This is a genomic window from Noviherbaspirillum sp. Root189 (assembly GCF_001428545.1).
Lineage (GTDB): Bacteria > Pseudomonadota > Gammaproteobacteria > Burkholderiales > Burkholderiaceae_D > Noviherbaspirillum.
In genome coordinates, this window is the sequence record NZ_LMHZ01000003.1 from 55,785 (window position 1) to 72,884 (window position 17,100).

Consider the following 17,100-nt stretch of genomic DNA (forward strand, 5'->3'; position numbering starts at 1 on the left):
AGTAGGAAATATAAGTCATAACCTGGAGACAAGGATTTCAACATGAAGAAGCTCATCGCAAGCGCCATATCGGCCCTGTTCGCCTGCTCCATGCCGGCACATGCGCAAGAAAAGGTATCCGACGGGATCGTCAAGATCGGTGTGATAACGGATATGTCAGGCTTGTATGCCGACAACGTTGGAACCGGCTCTGTGCTCGCTACGCGGCTGGCGGTCGAGGATTTTGGCGGCAAGGTGCTCGGCAAGCCGGTCGAGATCGTCACGATGGATCATCAGAACAAAGCTGATATCGCCTCGACAAAAGTGCGCGAGTGGATTGATCGGGACAAGGTGGACGTGATTACCGAGCTGGGCAGTAGCGCGGTTGCGCTGGCGGCGATGAAGATAGGCGCCGAAAAGAACCGGATCACCATGGTAACGGGGGCAGGCGCGACCCGTATCTCCGGCGAGGACTGCACACCGACAAACGTGCACTGGGTCTATGACACATATGCCTTGGCCAACGTCGCCGGTAAGGAAATCGTCGGCAGCGGTGGAAAATCCTGGTATTTCATCGCGGCCGACTACGCTTTCGGACACGCGCTGCAGAACGACGGCACCAAGATCGTCAACGCGGCAGGCGGTAAGGTTCTGGGCGCCTCGCGCTATCCTATTCCAGGCAATGATTTCAGCTCCCAGCTGGTGCAAGCCCAGGCAAGTGGCGCAAATGTCGTGGCTCTGGCGAACGCGGGTATGGATACGCAGGTCTCCATAAAGCAGGCCAAGGAATTCGGGCTGCCACCGAAACAGAAAATCGTGGCAATGCTCATGAGCATTGCGGATGTCCATGCGCTGGGCCTGGAGCAGGCGCAAGGCATGTATTTCACCGAGAGCTTTTACTGGAACCTGAATGACGACTCGCGCAAATTTGCGCGACGCTTCTTTGAAAAGCACAAGCGCATGCCGACCGCCCTGCAGGCAGGTCAATACTCGGCCGTGTTGAGCTATCTGAAGGCAGTACAAGCGGCTGGCACCGATGCGACGACTCAGGTCATGGAGAAACTGAAAGCGATGCCGATCAACGATGCCTTTACCAAGAACGGAAAAATCCGGGCAGATGGAAAAATGATTCACGATATGTATCTGGTTGAAGTCAAGGCACCAAAAGAGTCGACAACGCCTTGGGACTATTTTCGTGTCGTGAAGACCGTTCCGGGCGATCAGGCATTTGCACCGTTGGCTGAAAGCGCTTGTCCGCTGGCGAAGAAATAGGCTGCCAATATTCCCGGACGCAGTTACATACCGGCGAAAGGTTCTACATGAACGAGTCGTTTACAGTCTTTGCAATAAAGTACGCCACGGTCGATCGCCTTCGAAAGGATAACTTTCTACATCCGACCGATGGCGATCCCGAGGCACCGATGGCACTCGATTTCTTCGTGTGGCTGGTCGTGGGGCAGGGGACGGCGCTGCTGGTTGACACCGGTTTCAGCCCCGCCTCGGCGCAGGCGCGCAAGCGAAAATACCTGGTAACGCCGGTGGAATCGCTCCGACGTCTGGGCTACGCACGCGATGATATCAAGGACCTTGTCATCACGCATCTGCATTACGACCACGCGGGCAACATCGATGAGTTTCCAGCCGCTGAAATCTGGGTGCAGGAGCGGGAAGTGCGGTATGCCACCGGCAGTTGCATGTGCGATCCCAAGCAGAGCCACTTCTTTTCCAGTGACGACCTGGGCAGTTTGATCAAGCAGCTTTACCGAGGCAATGTCCGCTTCGTCAATGGGTTTCATCAGCTCCGTGACGGCGTTGAGCTGCATCGCGTGGGCGGCCATACAGACGGCTTGCAGGTGGTGCGAGTCCGCACGGAAAAAGGATGGGTCGTGCTGGCCTCGGACGCGGCGCACTACTACGAGAACCTCATCAAGGAAAATCCCTTCCCAGCGATCTACAGTCTTGACGACATGCGTAAGGGCTATGCCCGGATTCGCGAGCTGGCCGATGGCGAAGACAACATCGTGCCTGGCCATGACCCCGAGGTTTGCGCGCGCTATCCCTCGGCCGGGGTGCCCGATATTCATGCGTATCGGATTGCCTGACATCGTCGGCTTAGGATGCCCGTACTGCTATAGCGATAACGCACGTGAGCTCCTTGATTGAGGAGCGCTACGGACGGCGCGTTGTGCAAATCAGCCAGGAAATACGCGCCGTTACCGTCGCGCATGCGGTGGCATCGACACTCCAGGTGGCGCCCGGGTCCGCCGCCCTGAAGATCATCCGCTGGTATCGGGACGCCGCCAATCGGACCTTTGAAGTGTCGGTCAGCGTGCATCCCGCGGATCGCTTTGCGGTTTCAATGCAGCTCCGGTTGACCGACAGGTAGCTGCTGTTCACTTCAAGCTAAGTTCAGCCCGGGGCGAACGTCCAGTTTGAGCGCGCCAATCCAGCGGGCATGGAACAAAACAGATACATGCGCTCCAGTCCAATTATGCGGATTGTGCAAGTTAATACGCTCGTGCTCGCGACACTTTAATGCTCCTTTATAGTGGATTCCTACACCGAGGTGTGATTCCGTTACGGATGGCGAACACGCGAAAAGTCCAATTTATTTCTTTAAAAGTCCATTCTCAATTAAAGCTTCCGGAACGAAACTATGAGCCTTGCTAACGACATTACTGGAAACCGTTATGAAGACTCAAGTTGCCATTATCGGCGCCGGGCCATCGGGCCTACTGCTCGCCCAGCTGCTGCACCGGCAAGGCATCGAAACCGTGATCCTGGAAGCCAAGTCTCCCGAGTATGTGCTCGGCCGCATCCGCGCTGGCGTGTTGGAGCAAGGTACTGTAGAACTGATACGGGAAGCGGGCGCTGGAGCACGCATGGATCGGGAAGGACACGTTCATGAAGGTTTCAGCCTCTCGTTTTCCGGCCGGCGGGAGCGCATCAATCTGAAGGAACTTACTGGCAAGACGGTAACGGTGTACGGCCAGACGGAGGTTACGCGCGATCTGATGGAAGTGAGGAAGGCGACTGGCGGCATCAGCATCTATGAAGTACAGGACGTACAGCTGCATGATTTCGACACTGATAAGCCGCGGGTAACCTACATCAAGGACGGAGAGCAGGCCGAGCTCGAATGCGATTACATAGCCGGCTGCGACGGTTTCCATGGCGTGTCGCGCAAATCCGCACCGAGAGACAAGCTCAAGACCTTCGAGCGCGTCTATCCCTTCGGCTGGCTCGGCATCTTGTCACGCACGCCGCCGGTCTCGCATGAGCTAATCTATGCCAACCACGAGCGCGGCCTAGCGCTGTGCAGCATGCGTTCGGACAATCTTAGCCGTTACTATGTGCAGTGCTCGCTGGATGACAAGGTCGAGGACTGGTCGGACGAGCGCTTTTGGGGCGAGCTCAAAGCACGGCTGCCAGAGGACGTTGCCACGTCGATGGTGACTGGCCCGGCAATCGAGAAAAGCATTGCACCGTTACGTAGTTTCGTCGCGGAGCCGATGAAATTCGGCCGCATGTTCTTAGTCGGCGATGCCGCGCACATTGTCCCCCCGACCGGCGCCAAGGGGCTCAACCTGGCCGCTAGCGACGTCTACACGCTGTACCACGTGCTGCGTAAGGCGTATCGGGAAGGCCGTATCGATCTGCTCGATAAGTACTCGGAACTCTGCTTGCGCCGCATTTGGAAAGCAGAACGCTTCTCCTGGTGGATGACGTCGGTGCTGCATAAACTAGGTGAAGATCCCTTTGGTCAACGCATCCAGCTAGCGGAGTTGGAATACTACACTGGCACACTGGCCGGACGCACGACAATCGCTGAAAATTATGTCGGCCTACCCTATGAGAAAGTAGAGTGAAAGTCGTCATTTCTTAATACTATGAGCCTGACCACCGCTTATCATCTTTGAATAGCTCCGCGACAAGTGACCGCAACCACTGATGTCGTCCATCATCATGGTATTTTCGATGCCAGTGTTGCTTGAGATCGAATCGGGGAATCTGAAGAGGCGGTGCCACCAGCCTGACATCTGAGAACTCCGCGAATGAGGTGCCTACCGCGAGCGGTACAGTTACAACCAGATCGGTCGTAGCGACAATGAACGGGATTGACAGAAAGTGTGGCGTTGACAGCACGACACGCCGGCGGATGTTCTTGCGTTCAAGATATCGCTCAAACACTTCCTGGCTTCGACCTTCCGCCTTTACAACAGCATGTCCGAGAGCGAGAAATTGCGACAGTGTCATTTTCTCCGAACGCACGGGATGGTCCTTGCGCAGCAGCGAAACGAAGCTGTGGGAAAACAGCCGCTGCTGGAAGAAATTATGTCTTTTCAAATCCGGAAAATAACCCATTGCGAGATCAACCGTGCCCGACTCCAGCGCATCGCCTACCTCGCTGGCGGGAAGTGTCACCGAACTCACGGTGGCTAACGGCGCACGTTCACGGATGGCCTGCAGCAGCTTCGGAAGGAATACCATTTCGCCGATGTCCGACAGCGCAACGGTAAAGGTCGTGTTGGTCGTTGACGGATCAAAGGCCGCCTGCTGAAGCACCTCCTTCCCGACACGATCGAGCATCTGCCTCGCTAGTTCTATCACTGGTCTGGCCCGTGGCGTCGCCTCCATGCCGCGAACGGTGCGCACGAACAATTCATCACCAAGCTGTCGCCGCAGCTTGCCTAAGGAGAGACTTACCGCCGGCTGGCTAAGCTCCGGGCGTTCGGCCGCACGGCTCACGCTTTTTTCCTCGGCGATTGCCAGCACGACGGCCAGCAGGTTCAGATCGAATTTATTGTTTCTCATTAGTTTTACAAATACAGGATATAAGTCACATTTGCTGACAATATACACTCCTTTACCTATGATGCCTTCTATGGACAGGTGGGAAGCGACTTCTTCCAACCGTCCAAAAACGATAATGGAGACAATCATGCATAAGATACGCGGAGCCCGTGCGGCACTGTTAGCGGTCGGAATTCTTTTGAGCATCTCCGGCGCCCTTGCCGACAACAAGACCATACGGATCGGTGTCATTACTTCGCTGTCCGGTTCCGCTGCTGAGAGCGGCGCCCAGATGAAGGCCGGCATCGACACATATCTCCGTACCGCAGGGGACACCGTCGCCGGAAAAAAGATCGAGGTCATCTACAAGGACGACACCGGACCAGTGCCCGATGTGGCCAAGCGCCTTGCCACCGAGCTGCTGACCCGCGACAAGGTTGATATTCTTGCCGGCTTCATCTTCACGCCCAATGCCCTCGCTGCGGCAAGCGTGGCGGCGCAGGCGAAAAAGCCGATGGTGATCATGAATGCCGCAGCTTCGGGCATTACCGCCAAGGCGCCCGGCGCGACGCGCGTGTCGTACACCATCGCCCAGTCAGTCACGCCGCTTGCCGAATGGGCCTACAGGACCGGTTCGCGCCGTGTGTTCACGGTAGTGTCCGATTACGCACCCGGCTTGGAAGCCGAGACCTGGTTCAACAAGACCTTTACCACTGCCGGAGGACAAGTGATTGGCTCGGTGAGGATGCCGCTGGCTACGACCGATTACGCTGCCTTTGTGCAGCGTATCAAGGATGAAAAGCCAGATGCGGTTCATGTATTCCTGCCGAATGGTCAACCCATGGTGTCCTTTATCAAAGCGTATCGCGAGAAAGGACTGGACAAGGCGGGTATCCGCTTTCTCGGCGGTGAGGGTTGGGGCGATGAGGACGTGCTCAAGGCAGGTGGCGATACCCTAGTCGGCATTTACTCGGCGGGATTTTATTCCTATACGCGTCCCGGCGCTGAAAACGGCAAGTTCGTCGACGCATTCTCGCAGACGGTCGGCGGAAAATTCAAACCTAGCTTCCTGGCGGCGGCATCGTATGACGGCATGGCGATGATTGTCAAAACGCTGGCCAAGACAAATGGCAATACGGAAATCGGCGCATTCATGGAAGCGCTGAAAACCTATACCTCGAGTAGTCCGCGAGGCACTGTCGCCATCGATCCCGAGACTCGGGACATCGTGCAGACCATCTATATCCGGCGCATCGACAAGACTCCGGCCGGAGCGCTGATCGCCAATGAAATCGAAAAATTCGACGGCGTGAAAGACCCTGCCAAATGAACTTGCCAATAAAACCTTCCAGCTCGTTCCCGACGTTTAGGACGGCGACGCAACCCATTTCTTATAAGGAGCAGCTATGAATTCCCCGATCGCGGCAAAGGAAGTGTCCTTCACCTCTGCGAAAAAATCGTCCTTTCCGCTAGACCAGTGGTATGTCGCAGGTTTGTCAGGCGAACTAGCGGACAAACCGATTGCGCGCACGCTCCTGAACCAGCCGATTGTGCTTTTTCGTAGCGGCAACGGCCAAGCCGCGGCGTTGGAAGACCGTTGCTGCCACCGCTCCCTCCCTTTGTCGTCCGGCATGGTCGAAGAACGCGGCGTACGCTGCGGCTATCACGGCTTGCTTTACGACCCGAACGGCACATGCATCGAAGTTCCAGGACAAGAACGCATTCCTGCCAAGGCCAGGGTCAAGGCCTACACCTTGCGTGAGAAGGACGACATCCTCTGGATATGGATGCCAAAGGAAGACGGCAGCGTGCCTAGCCATGAACCGCCGGATTATCCGCATCATCATGACCCGAAGTACAAATACGGATGGGGCGTCTATCACTATGATGCGCCGTACCAGCTTATCCACGACAACCTGCTGGACTTGAGCCACCTTGGCTATGTGCACCTGAAAACCATCGGAGGCAATGCGCGGCTGCACATGCATGCGAAAACCATGGTGAGCAACGACGACAAGTCGGTGCTCGTGGTGCGCCACATGCCGGGCAGCACACCGCCGCCTACCTATAAGGCCGCTTATCCCTTCGGCGATACCTGCGATCGCTGGCAGGAAATCGCTTTCCATGTCAGCCATCTCGCAATATGGACTGGCGCAGTCGAGCCCGGAACGGATGCAATTGACGATCCGAACCGGGGCGGCTTTCACATGCGCGGCTTTCACGGCATCACGCCTGAGACAGAAACCACGGCGCATTACTTCTGGAGCATGGCCAGCAACAAGCATCCGGACATGCCGGATACCATAGACACTGTGGTGGAACAAACCAAGTTCACGTTCGATGAGGACCGCCTGGTGGTCGAGCAGCAGTACCGTAACATGCAGCGCTTTAACGGACAGTCGGATTGGACCGATATTCATGTTGATGCGGGGCCGAACCGGGCGCGACGGATCATTGCCAAGCTGGTGGAGCAGAACTGAGTTCAGGACTGCGTGCCGTCCTGAGCGGACAGCATTCTATCGGCACATTGCGGATTCGGCCTACGCCGGTAACTTGCGCTTTTTTTCGACTCAGACATGGACGCCAGGATGAACATCGAGGACGTATTGAAGGCCCTGTCCGGCGATACGCATCTCTATGGCACAGTGGTGCAAGTGTGGTTCGACAATCGCTTCGAGGGAAAAGGGGTCTCTGCGGGTACTTGATCTGTAGGTGCCTGGCCCGTTGCAGCGGAAGACCCTAATTGATTTCCTGAACCGGCCTCATTTCCAGATGAATGTGTAGCGACTTCTCATTATCTAAGTGCTTATCGTTTCCAGCGAACAGGACGTTGTAGAAAAGTGTGTCATCAGGCATAAACACGCCGCCGCTCATGGCCAGGGCCGTCAGCACGAAGCTGTCATTGAAGAAGAGCAGGAACTTGTCAATGACCTTTATGAACATCTCGCCCATCTCGCTCTTCCTTAGAACCAGACAAACCTGTCATAAACGCTGTAGATGCAGGCAATGCTGACACCGATGAATACTGCGCAATAGGCAGTATCGGTGAACGAGCGGTACTTATCGCGGTCGGCCGAAGCGCGCGTTGAGAAGCGTTGCATGATGTCTCCTTGTCTTGTTCTGCTTTCAGTATTGTCAAACTGACGACGTTGGAGAAGTCAAAAATCGTGATGGGGCCTATCGATGACATGGATGGTTAAAGTGGACTGATCACTTCATTCGTCTGGCATGCCATTTTTCAATCCAGGGTATCTGCATTCACAGTTTCTCAATGTTAACCATTTGCCTTCGATTCATCAGCGACGCAAAGCCGAAATGGAGACCATTGGGATATGTCGACATGCACTAGTCCGGGATTTTCCGCCACGGCGCGTTCAGGTAACGAGTGTTTCCGGCGCTGATATGCGCGCTTCGCTGTCCGCAGTTGCAATGGCCGTTGCTGACGGCGAATCCTTCTTCGCATCACAAGCCTGCTTGGCAAGATTCCTCAACCACTGATGCGAGGGATCATTGTCAAAGAACCGGTTCCACTGCATCGCAAATTCCATGGCCGGCAAGTCGAAGGGCAGCGGCAGCAGGCGTACCGGGTAATAGCGCGCAAACAGCCGCGCCAGGCGGGAATGCATGGTGGCGATCCGATTGGTGCCGATCACCATGTGGGGCAGGGTAGTGAAATTGTCGGTGGTGACCTCGATGCGACGCTCGTGCCCGGTGGCCTGAAGCACGACCTCTTCAAAGCTCATCTGGCTGAAATGGCCGAACATTGTCGAGACATGTCCGAGCGACATATAGGTCTCCATGTTCAGCGTGTCGCCAATGGCGGTATTGCCGGTCCACACTACGCAACTATAGTCCTCGGTGAAGAGCACTTCCTTCGGATGCACGCCGCGAAGATATTGTTTCGGCATGATGATCAGGTCAATCTCTCCGCGTTCGATCGCTTCATGAAAAATTTCATCCGGCGCGGAGATTTCTATCTTGATGTTGGGAGCGACCATCGGCAACCGGCACGCCATTTCCGACAGCAGCACCGTCGTTACGTAGTCCGACGCGGTAATCTTGAAATTGCGGAAAACAGTTGCGGGATCGAAGGCGGGCTTGATTTCGATGGTTGCCTTGATCTGCAGCAGTACGTTGCGCACCGGGTCGATGAGGCTCAGCGCCAATGGCGTTAGCTCCATCGAGCGGCCGACGGGCACGAGCAATTCGTCGGCGAAGTATTCGCGCAAGCGGGAAAGGACGCCGCTGGTTGCAGACTGGCTGAGGTTAAGCCGGCGGCCTGCACGGGTGATGCTCTTTTCGAGCAGGAGCGCCTCGAGGGCGACCAGCAAGTTCAGGTCAAGCCGGTTAAAGCGCATATTGTCTCCAGGATTTTAGTATTGGTATAACAGCAGCAAGCGCCTGGACATATCGTATTTCGCGATGCCTGACGGCGACAAGCGGTACCGGGATTCATTTTATGGATAGTACGTATCCAGAAATGAAATGCTTTCCCGGAAGTATCCGGGTCAGAGCGCCATGTCCGAAAAATCAGGGTAACTTCGTTTTGGTTCTTCTCGACGCATCGTGCCACCAGCGGCCGACACACAGCCATTGCCTTCCCCGATACCGACCATCCGTCAAAACCATTTTACCGTGGCAGGTACGTTCTCTATAGTCCTCGCAAGAGATGCGCTGCGGACCGCTTGCGGTCAGGCTCGTGTTCATTGATTCACATCGGAACGAGGATAGAAAATGTTCAAGTACTTCCCGACTAACTATGTCTGGAACCTGTCGGTCGATCTTGCTATCGAGATGGGAGCCCGTATCGGCGAAATTGAAGAAATGTGCGCACCGTTGCAGGAGGCATCGAAACAACCCGATGCGACGGGCACACAAGCCTTTCGCGAGACCTGGTCCAGGATGGCTGACAAATTGTGCGAGCTGGCCGGCGAAGATGAAGCGAGAGGCCGCCTGATATCGGCCGGCGACAAGTACGGCCGCGCAGCGGTCTACTACATGACCGCCGAACGACTGCAGGCGCATAACGCACCTGGCCGGCTTGAGCTGTACAAGCGTTTCCTCTCCGTATTCAACAAAGGCACGCAGCTTGCCGGTGAAAATTGCGAGCACGTCGAGATTCCTTATGGTGATTCACACATTGCCGGCCTATTCGTCCGTGCCGAGGGCGTGCAAGGCCCCACACCCATCCTGGTGCAGATCAATGGCCTGGATTCGTTCAAGGAAATGAAGTACCGCGTCGGAGCGCCCGCCTGGCTTGCCAAGCGCGGCATCTCGTCGCTGGTGATCGATCAGCCGGGCACTGGCGAAGCCTTGCGACTGCATGGCATGCATGCGGTGTACAACACTGAAATCTGGGCCAGCAAGATCGTCGACTGGCTCGAAACGCGCAGCGATGTCGATGCGAAGCGCATTGGCCTGGAAGGCGTCTCCTTGGGCGGCTATTACTGTCCGCGCGCGGTGGCATTCGAGCCGCGCTTTGCCTGCGGTGTCGTCTGGGGAGCCAACCATGACTGGCGCGATGTGCAGAAAAAACGCCTTGCACGCGAAGGCAACCTCCCCGTGCCGCATTACTGGGAACACGTGCGCTGGGTGTGGGGTGCGAAGAGCCAGGAAGCATTCATGGAAATCGCGGAAAAGGTTCACCTCGATGGCATCCTCGACCGCATCAAGGTGCCTTTCCTGGTCACCCATGGCGCCAAGGACTCCCAGATTCCGCTGCACTGGGCGCAGCGTACCTATGACCAGCTGGTCAACAGTCCCAAGCGTGAATTGAAAATCTTTACCGACCGCGAAGGCGGTGCCCAACATGCAAGCTTTGATAATTCCGCCAATGCCGGCGCCTATATCGCCGACTGGGTGGCGGAAACGCTCGGCGGGCGGACAACGGTGTAAAGACCGGCGAGAGAAACACATGAACGAGAGGAGAGAACCATGAGAATCATTGGACCTGACGCATTGGTATTCGGCGTCGACGACGTCGCGGCATGCATGCAATTCCTGACGGACTACGGTCTGGAACCCGTTGGCATTACGGAAAAGGGTGGGCGCTTTGAAGCGCTGGACGGAACGTCCGTCGTGATCGCGCACAAGGACGATCCGGCCTTGCCCCCCGGGCTGGGAACCGCCAGCATGCTGCGCAAGACAATCTATGGCGTGGTCGATGCCGCCGCGGTGGAAGCCATTGCGGCCGAACTGGCGAAGGACCGTGAAGTGAGACGCCTGCCTGACGGCAGTATCGAGTCAGTGGACGACATGGGCTTCGTGCTCGGCTTCCAGGTCAGCTGCCGGCGCGCGATTTCACTGCCTGGCGAAATTTCCAACGCGCCCGGTGCGCCGTTCAGCCGCCCGGTGAACCATCTCGGCGTGGACGAGCGCAATGCTGCCCGTCCTCGTTCCCTGTCCCATGTGGTGCTGTTCGTTCCCGATTTCGCGAAGGCGGAAGCTTTCTATACGCAGCGCCTGGGCTTCCATTGCACCGACCGCTTTACGGACGCCGGTCCTTTCCTGCGCCCCGCCGGCACGCTTGACCATCACACCCTGTTTCTGATCCAGACGCCGCCGTTCATGAAGGGCTGCGAGCACTTTACCTTCCACATGGGCGGGCCCACCGAAGTCATGCATGCCGGCACACAACTGGTGAACAAGGGATATCAGTCTTTCTGGGGGCCTGGCCGCCATCACTATGGCTCGAACTGGTTCTGGTATTTCAACAGCCCGCTCGGCTGCCATGTCGAATATGACGCCGACATGGACCTGCACGATGAGTCCTGGTCGCCGCGCGAAGCGCCATCGACCGCGGATATCTCGCAGTTGTTCCTGTTCGAGCGGCGCGAAAAATGGGCACCGGGCGGTCCGCCTCCCGGAGCGGCGGGCGTCGCCGAACGTCATTGAACCGTACGACGTCATGCCGGAACCGATAGTGCTCTGCCGCCTGAACGACATTCCTGACGGCGGCTCGCGCGGCTTCGATCCGTACAGTCAGGGAGGCGATACGCTGTTCGTCGTCCGCCAGGGGAACAAGGTGTATGCGTATCGCGATGCCTGCCCCCACCTTGGCGGCACGCCGATGGCATGGCGCAAGGATGCGTATCTGAACAAGGCGGGCGACCGCATTGTCTGCAGCGCGCACGGCGCGCAGTTTGCGATCGATTCTGGTGTCTGCACCCTCGGGCCATGCCTGGGACAGTCGCTGGAACCGGTCGATGTCGACATCACGCAAGCGGAGGAGACGCTTGTGTTACTCAATTCCCATTCAGGAGAACAACAATGAATTCGTCGGTGCGCCGCGTCCTCATCATTGGCGGTGGTTTTTCCGGCATGTCCGCTGCCATCCAGTTCCGCAAACTCGGCATCGAAGTCGACATGGTGGAAATCGATCCCGGCTGGCGCGCCTACGGGGCCGGTATCAGCCTGGGCGGCGCGACGCTGAGGGCGTTCCGGACGCTCGGCATTCTCGACGAGTTCCTGAAGCGTGGCGCGGCAACGGATGGACTGGATATTCGTCTGGCGACAGGCCAGGTGATCGGTTCGGTGCCGACACCGCGCATTGCCGGACCCGATGTGCCGGGCGGCGGCGGTATCATGCGACCGGAGCTCGCGGCGATCCTGGCGGAAGCCACCCGCGCGGCGGGCGTGTCTGTTCGACTGGGTTGCAGCTTCGCCGCCATCGAACAGGATGAAGAGGGCGTCAATGTGCGCTTTACCGATGGGCGCCGCAAACGATTCGACCTGGTGGTCGGAGCCGATGGCCTGTACTCCAAGGTCAGGACGACGCTGTTTCCGGATGCGCCTCAACCCCGGTATTTCGGTCAGGGCGTCTGGCGCGCAGTGCTGCGGCGGCCTGCCGAAGTCCAGCGGCCGACGATGTGGATAGGGGAGCATATCAAGCCCGGCTTCAATCCGGTCTCGGCCGATGCCATGTATATGTTCATTACCGAAAACCGGCCGCAGAACGCCTATGTCGACCCCGCGGAATTCGTAGGCAAGGTCAAGGATTTGCTCGCGCCGTTCCCGGACCCTCTGCTGCAAAGCCTGCGCGCGCAGCTCAGTGATGACTCGCTCATCAACTACCGGCCGCTCGAAGGACTGCTGATGAAGGGAGCCTGGTATGACGGACGCATCGTGCTGATCGGCGACGCCGTGCATGCGACCACGCCGCACCTTGCATCGGGGGCCTGCATCGGCATCGAGGATGGGATCGTTCTGGCGGAAGAGATCGGTAACGGCGGGACCGCGGCGCAGGCGCTTGCACGCTTCCAGGCGCGCCGGTTCGAGCGCTGCCGAATGGTCGTGGAAAACTCCGCCCGCCTGGGGGAGATAGAAATCCAGCATGGCGACAAGGAAGAGCATGCCAGCATCATGCGACAGTCCATGATGGCACTGGCAACACCGATCTGAGTTTTCCGCAATGCCTGCCGGCGTTCCTTCCGGCAGGCCAATTCCGCATATTCCTGATACCTGTTCCAGACCATCCCGTGGAGCCCGCGATGGTCCGGAACAGGCTTTTTGCACACCCTAAAGCCGATTTTCCCGTGAGATGCATCATGAATATCGATAGCCTTAATCTGCACAATCCATTTTTCAAATGCTGCCGGCGTCGTTATTCTCTTTCCTGCAATACCCGGATGGAGACTCCGGGATGGTGCAGCCTGTGTTCCTGCGCAGTGCCTGCTGACCGTTCACGAACAAAATAGAATGATGAAAACTTGGACGCAACTACGTGCCCGCAACGCGGCCGCGTTGATCACCGGGCTGGGAATATCGTTCCTGCCGGCGGCCATGGCCGCAAATGCTTCGAATTCCACCGGCCCTGCCGCCGGAGCAGTAAGCCTTCCACTGGAGCGTGCCGCGATCAAGACGGCAGCGCCCGAGCGACGCGTGATGCTGGGTCTTGCCCGCGCCGGCAACCGCATCGTCGCGGTGGGTGAGCGTGGCTTGGTCGTGCTCTCAGACGATGATGGCAAATCCTGGCGTCAGGCCAGCGTGCCGGTCAGCCTTACCTTGACCGCAGTAAATTTTGTCAATGAAAAGATGGGCTGGGCGACCGGCCATGCCGGCGTTGTTCTTCACACAAGCGATGGCGGTGAAACCTGGAAGCGTCAGCTTGACGGCGCAAAGGTCATTGCATTGTTGCAAAGCGCCTCCGGCAATGGTGTCGATCCGGCAGTTGTCAACCAATTCGCGGCGGATGGTCCTGACAAGCCTTTCCTTGACCTGATTTTCTTTAACGAGCGCAGAGGCATTGTTGTCGGCGCGTACGGACTGGCGCTGCGCACGGAAGACGGCGGTCAGAGCTGGCAGCCTATCATGGATCGGATTGCCAACCCGAAGGGCTTGCACCTGTATGCGGTCAAGGCCAGCAATGATGCCATCTGGCTGGCTGGAGAGCAGGGCTTGCTGGCACGTTCCAGCGACGGCGGCAAGACCTTTGCTGCAGTCGAGACTCCCTACCGCGGCAGCTTCTTTGCACTCGCACCTCTGGCGGACGGCGGGGTGCTGGCCGGCGGACTGAAGGGCAATGCATTCCGCCTGTCGGTGGGCACGCCGCAGCCCGAGCGCACCGAAGGACTGTTCCCGGTGTCGGTCAGCGCAATGACGCCGTTGCAGAGCGGCGGCATCATGCTGGCCAATCAGGCCGGACAACTGTTCGCCAGCGCCGACAACGGACGCAGCGTACGGCCTTTCGCGCCGCAGGGCGGACCGCCGCTGGCTGCCATCGTGCAGGCGGCCGATGGCAGCATGATCGGCGCCGGCGTACGCGGCCTTGTCAGTTTTCCCATGCAGGCGAAAGGCGCCGCAGGAGCAACCAAATGAGCATGCATACTTCCACCCCGGCCGATCAGCCGATCATTACCGACCTGGCGAAGTTTGATACCCGCTCGGGCAGCCCGCTGGAGCGGGTGCTGTTCAACCACCGCTTTCTGGTAGTGCTGCTGTGCCTGCTGCTGACCGTGGCGCTCGGCTGGCAGGCAACGAAGCTCAAACTCAACGCGAGTTTCGAGGACATGATTCCCGCCAATCATCCTTATATCGCCAACTACCTGCAGAACAAAAAAGAGCTCTCGGGTCTCGGCAACGCGATCCGGATCGGCGTGGAAGCCAAGGGCGGCAACATTTATGACCCGGCCTACCTCGCCACGCTGCAAAAGATCAGCGATGAAGTCTTCCTGATTCCCGGCGTGGACCGTGCCTACATGAAATCCTTGTGGACGCCATCGACCCGCTGGATCGGCGTCACAGAGGACGGCATGGACGGCGGGCCGGTCATCCCCAACGATTACAACGGCTCTGCGCAAAGCGTGATGCAGGTCAAGGTCAATGTGCAGCGCTCCAACGAGATCGGACAGCTGGTAGCGATCGACGGGCGTTCCAGCGTCATTTACGTGCCGCTGCTGGCGCGCACGGCGGATGGTCAGGATCTTAACTATTCGGCGCTCTCCGCGCGGCTGGAAGAGATCCGCGCCAAGTATCAAGGCGAGGGCGTCAATATCTACATCATCGGCTTTGCCAAGGTGGTGGGAGACCTTATCGAGGGTTTGAAGCAGATCCTGTTGTTCTTCGCGCTGGCCATCGCCATTGCCGCCATCACTCTCTACTGGTACACGCGCTGCGTTCGCAGCACCCTGCTGGTGGTGTCCTGTTCCATCGTCGCGGTGATCTGGCAGCTCGGCCTGCTGCCCAGCCTGGGCTACAGCCTCGACCCGTACTCCATTCTGGTGCCCTTCCTGGTATTCGCCATCGGCATGAGCCATGGCGCGCAAAAGATGAACGGCATCATGCAGGATATCGGTCGCGGCGCACACAAGCTTGTCGCCGCGCGCTATACGTTCCGCCGGCTGTTCCTTGCCGGTCTCACGGCCCTGCTGTGCGACGCGGTGGGCTTTGCGGTGCTGATAGTGATCGACATCAAGGTCATCAAGGACCTCGCCATTGTCGCCAGCATTGGCGTGGCGGCGCTGATCTTTACCAACCTGATCCTGCTGCCCATTCTGCTGTCCTATGTAGGCGTCAGTCCGGAGGCGGCCCGCCGCAGCCTGCAGGCTGAAGAAGCCGGCAGGCTGCAGGCGCCGGCGCTGTGGCGCGCGCTGGACCTGTTCACCCGTAAAAGCGCCGCCTGGTCAGCGCTCGTGGTGGCGCTGGTATTGGGCGTCGGCGGCTTCATCATCAGCAAGCAGCTGAAGATCGGCGATCTCGATCCCGGCGCGGCTGAATTACGTGCCGACTCGCGTTATAACCAGGACTATGCGTTCATCGTAAAGAACTATGCCGCCAGTACCGACGTTTTTGCGGTGATGGTCAAGACGCCTGAGGGCGGCTGCGCCAACTATGACACGCTGATGAAAGTCGATGCGCTGGAATGGCAGCTGTCGCAAGTCCCCGGCGTGGAAATGACCAACACGCTGGCGCTGCTGAACCGGCGCGTGACCACTGGCCTGAATGAAGGAAACCTCAAATGGTACGACTTGCTGCAGAACCAGGCCTCGCTCAACATGGTGACGGCGGGAGCGCCGCGCGGTCTGTACAACGACAGCTGCAACCTTCTGACGGTCTATGCTTACCTGACAGACCACAAGACCGACACGCTCACCCGCGTGGTCAATACGGTCGAGACATTTGCCAAGGCTAACAATACCAGGGAGGTGCAATTCCAGCTTGCGGCAGGCAGCGCAGGCATCGAAGCGGCGACCAACATCGTGGTCAAGGCTGCCAGCAACGAGATGCTCTACTGGGTCTATGCCGCGGTGATTCTGCTGTGCCTGGTGACGTTCCGGTCCTGGCGCGCGGTGATATGCGCAGTGGTGCCGCTGGTGCTCACGTCGATCCTGTGTGAAGCCCTGATGGTATGGCTCAACATCGGGGTAAAGGTGGCAACCCTCCCGGTCATCGCGCTGGGCGTTGGCATCGGCATCGACTATGCCCTGTATGTGATGAGCATCATGCTGGCGCGCATGCGTGCCGGAGAAAGTCTCTCGCAGGCGTATTACAGTGCGCTTGTGTTCACCGGCAAGGTGGTGCTGCTGACAGGGATCACGCTGGCTATCGGCGTGGCGACCTGGGCACTGTCGCCGATCAAATTCCAGGCGGACATGGGGATTCTTCTGGCCTTCATGTTCCTGTGGAACATGGTCGGTGCGCTGGTACTGTTGCCCGCTCTCGCTTACTTCCTGTTGCCCGGCGCAAAAGGCGCGGCCGTACAAGAGGATGCGTCTGAGACCACTGGTCGAACAGATTTTCCGACGAACGCCCCGATCGTGCAGACAGCATAGGAAAATGCGTTCAAGGTGCGGGCCGCTTATGCGGCCCGCATGCTTTTCAAACCTTCAC

Annotated in this window: 16 protein-coding genes; 12 read left to right on the plus strand and 4 right to left on the minus strand. The window is 58.1% G+C overall.

What is annotated here, in order from left to right; all coding sequences use genetic code 11:
- Window positions 1–42: 42 nt before the first annotated feature.
- From ASE07_RS02620 to pobA, 4 genes are all read left to right on the plus strand, one after another.
- The gene (locus ASE07_RS02620; protein ID WP_057289258.1) at window positions 43–1,251 is read left to right on the plus strand and encodes an ABC transporter substrate-binding protein; all 1,209 of its coding nucleotides are present in this window, start codon (window positions 43–45) and stop codon (window positions 1,249–1,251) included.
- A gap of 47 nt (window positions 1,252–1,298) precedes the next feature.
- On the plus strand, window positions 1,299–2,081 hold the full coding sequence (locus ASE07_RS02625) for an N-acyl homoserine lactonase family protein (protein ID WP_057289259.1): 783 nt from the start codon (window positions 1,299–1,301) through the stop codon (window positions 2,079–2,081).
- A 44-nt stretch (window positions 2,082–2,125) separates the two neighbouring features.
- The gene (locus tag ASE07_RS02630) at window positions 2,126–2,365 is read left to right on the plus strand and encodes a UTRA domain-containing protein (RefSeq protein ID WP_057289260.1); all 240 of its coding nucleotides are present in this window, start codon (window positions 2,126–2,128) and stop codon (window positions 2,363–2,365) included.
- A 304-nt stretch (window positions 2,366–2,669) separates the two neighbouring features.
- Window positions 2,670–3,848: a 4-hydroxybenzoate 3-monooxygenase gene (pobA, locus tag ASE07_RS02635; RefSeq protein ID WP_057289261.1), complete on the plus strand. Its 1,179-nt coding sequence runs from the start codon at window positions 2,670–2,672 to the stop codon at window positions 3,846–3,848.
- 19 nt (window positions 3,849–3,867) lie between these two features.
- On the opposite strand, the gene ASE07_RS02640 is transcribed toward pobA, so the two are convergent.
- Complete coding sequence (locus ASE07_RS02640; RefSeq protein ID WP_057289262.1) at window positions 3,868–4,794, minus strand: LysR family transcriptional regulator; 927 nt, start codon at window positions 4,792–4,794, stop codon at window positions 3,868–3,870.
- A 127-nt stretch (window positions 4,795–4,921) separates the two neighbouring features.
- Here ASE07_RS02640 and ASE07_RS02645 point away from each other — a divergent pair, with 127 nt between their 5' ends.
- Together ASE07_RS02645 and ASE07_RS02650 are read left to right on the plus strand one after the other, a co-directional pair.
- Complete coding sequence (locus tag ASE07_RS02645) at window positions 4,922–6,103, plus strand: ABC transporter substrate-binding protein (protein ID WP_057289263.1); 1,182 nt, start codon at window positions 4,922–4,924, stop codon at window positions 6,101–6,103.
- A 76-nt stretch (window positions 6,104–6,179) separates the two neighbouring features.
- Complete coding sequence (locus tag ASE07_RS02650; RefSeq protein ID WP_057289264.1) at window positions 6,180–7,253, plus strand: aromatic ring-hydroxylating dioxygenase subunit alpha; 1,074 nt, start codon at window positions 6,180–6,182, stop codon at window positions 7,251–7,253.
- A 259-nt stretch (window positions 7,254–7,512) separates the two neighbouring features.
- On the opposite strand, the gene ASE07_RS02655 is transcribed toward ASE07_RS02650, so the two are convergent.
- From ASE07_RS02655 to ASE07_RS02660, 3 genes are all read right to left on the minus strand, one after another.
- Window positions 7,513–7,725, minus strand: a complete 213-nt coding sequence (locus ASE07_RS02655) for a hypothetical protein (protein ID WP_057289265.1) — start codon at window positions 7,723–7,725, stop codon at window positions 7,513–7,515.
- Between the two features lie 11 nt (window positions 7,726–7,736).
- Complete coding sequence (locus ASE07_RS28585; protein WP_156396338.1) at window positions 7,737–7,874, minus strand: hypothetical protein; 138 nt, start codon at window positions 7,872–7,874, stop codon at window positions 7,737–7,739.
- Between the two features lie 273 nt (window positions 7,875–8,147).
- Complete coding sequence (locus tag ASE07_RS02660; RefSeq protein WP_082583910.1) at window positions 8,148–9,131, minus strand: LysR family transcriptional regulator; 984 nt, start codon at window positions 9,129–9,131, stop codon at window positions 8,148–8,150.
- A 376-nt stretch (window positions 9,132–9,507) separates the two neighbouring features.
- Between ASE07_RS02660 and ASE07_RS02665 the strand changes: the two genes are divergently transcribed.
- The 6 genes from ASE07_RS02665 to ASE07_RS02690 all read left to right on the plus strand — a co-directional run bounded on the left by ASE07_RS02665 (window position 9,508) and on the right by ASE07_RS02690 (window position 17,042).
- Window positions 9,508–10,668: an alpha/beta hydrolase family protein gene (locus tag ASE07_RS02665; protein ID WP_057289266.1), complete on the plus strand. Its 1,161-nt coding sequence runs from the start codon at window positions 9,508–9,510 to the stop codon at window positions 10,666–10,668.
- A 39-nt stretch (window positions 10,669–10,707) separates the two neighbouring features.
- Window positions 10,708–11,667, plus strand: coding sequence for a VOC family protein (locus ASE07_RS02670; protein ID WP_057289267.1), 960 nt, complete (start codon window positions 10,708–10,710; stop codon window positions 11,665–11,667).
- 13 nt (window positions 11,668–11,680) lie between these two features.
- Window positions 11,681–12,046 (plus strand): Rieske (2Fe-2S) protein, encoded by a 366-nt coding sequence (locus ASE07_RS02675; RefSeq protein WP_057289268.1) that lies wholly within the window; start codon window positions 11,681–11,683, stop codon window positions 12,044–12,046.
- The gene (locus tag ASE07_RS02680; protein ID WP_057289269.1) at window positions 12,043–13,173 is read left to right on the plus strand and encodes an FAD-dependent oxidoreductase; all 1,131 of its coding nucleotides are present in this window, start codon (window positions 12,043–12,045) and stop codon (window positions 13,171–13,173) included. The genes ASE07_RS02675 and ASE07_RS02680 overlap by 4 nt, the downstream gene beginning before the upstream one ends.
- A 297-nt stretch (window positions 13,174–13,470) precedes the next feature.
- Window positions 13,471–14,589: a WD40/YVTN/BNR-like repeat-containing protein gene (locus ASE07_RS02685; RefSeq protein ID WP_156396339.1), complete on the plus strand. Its 1,119-nt coding sequence runs from the start codon at window positions 13,471–13,473 to the stop codon at window positions 14,587–14,589.
- A complete protein-coding gene (locus ASE07_RS02690) occupies window positions 14,586–17,042 on the plus strand; it encodes an efflux RND transporter permease subunit (protein WP_156396340.1) in 2,457 nt (818 codons plus the stop codon). The genes ASE07_RS02685 and ASE07_RS02690 overlap by 4 nt, the downstream gene beginning before the upstream one ends.
- Window positions 17,043–17,100 lie beyond the last annotated feature (58 nt).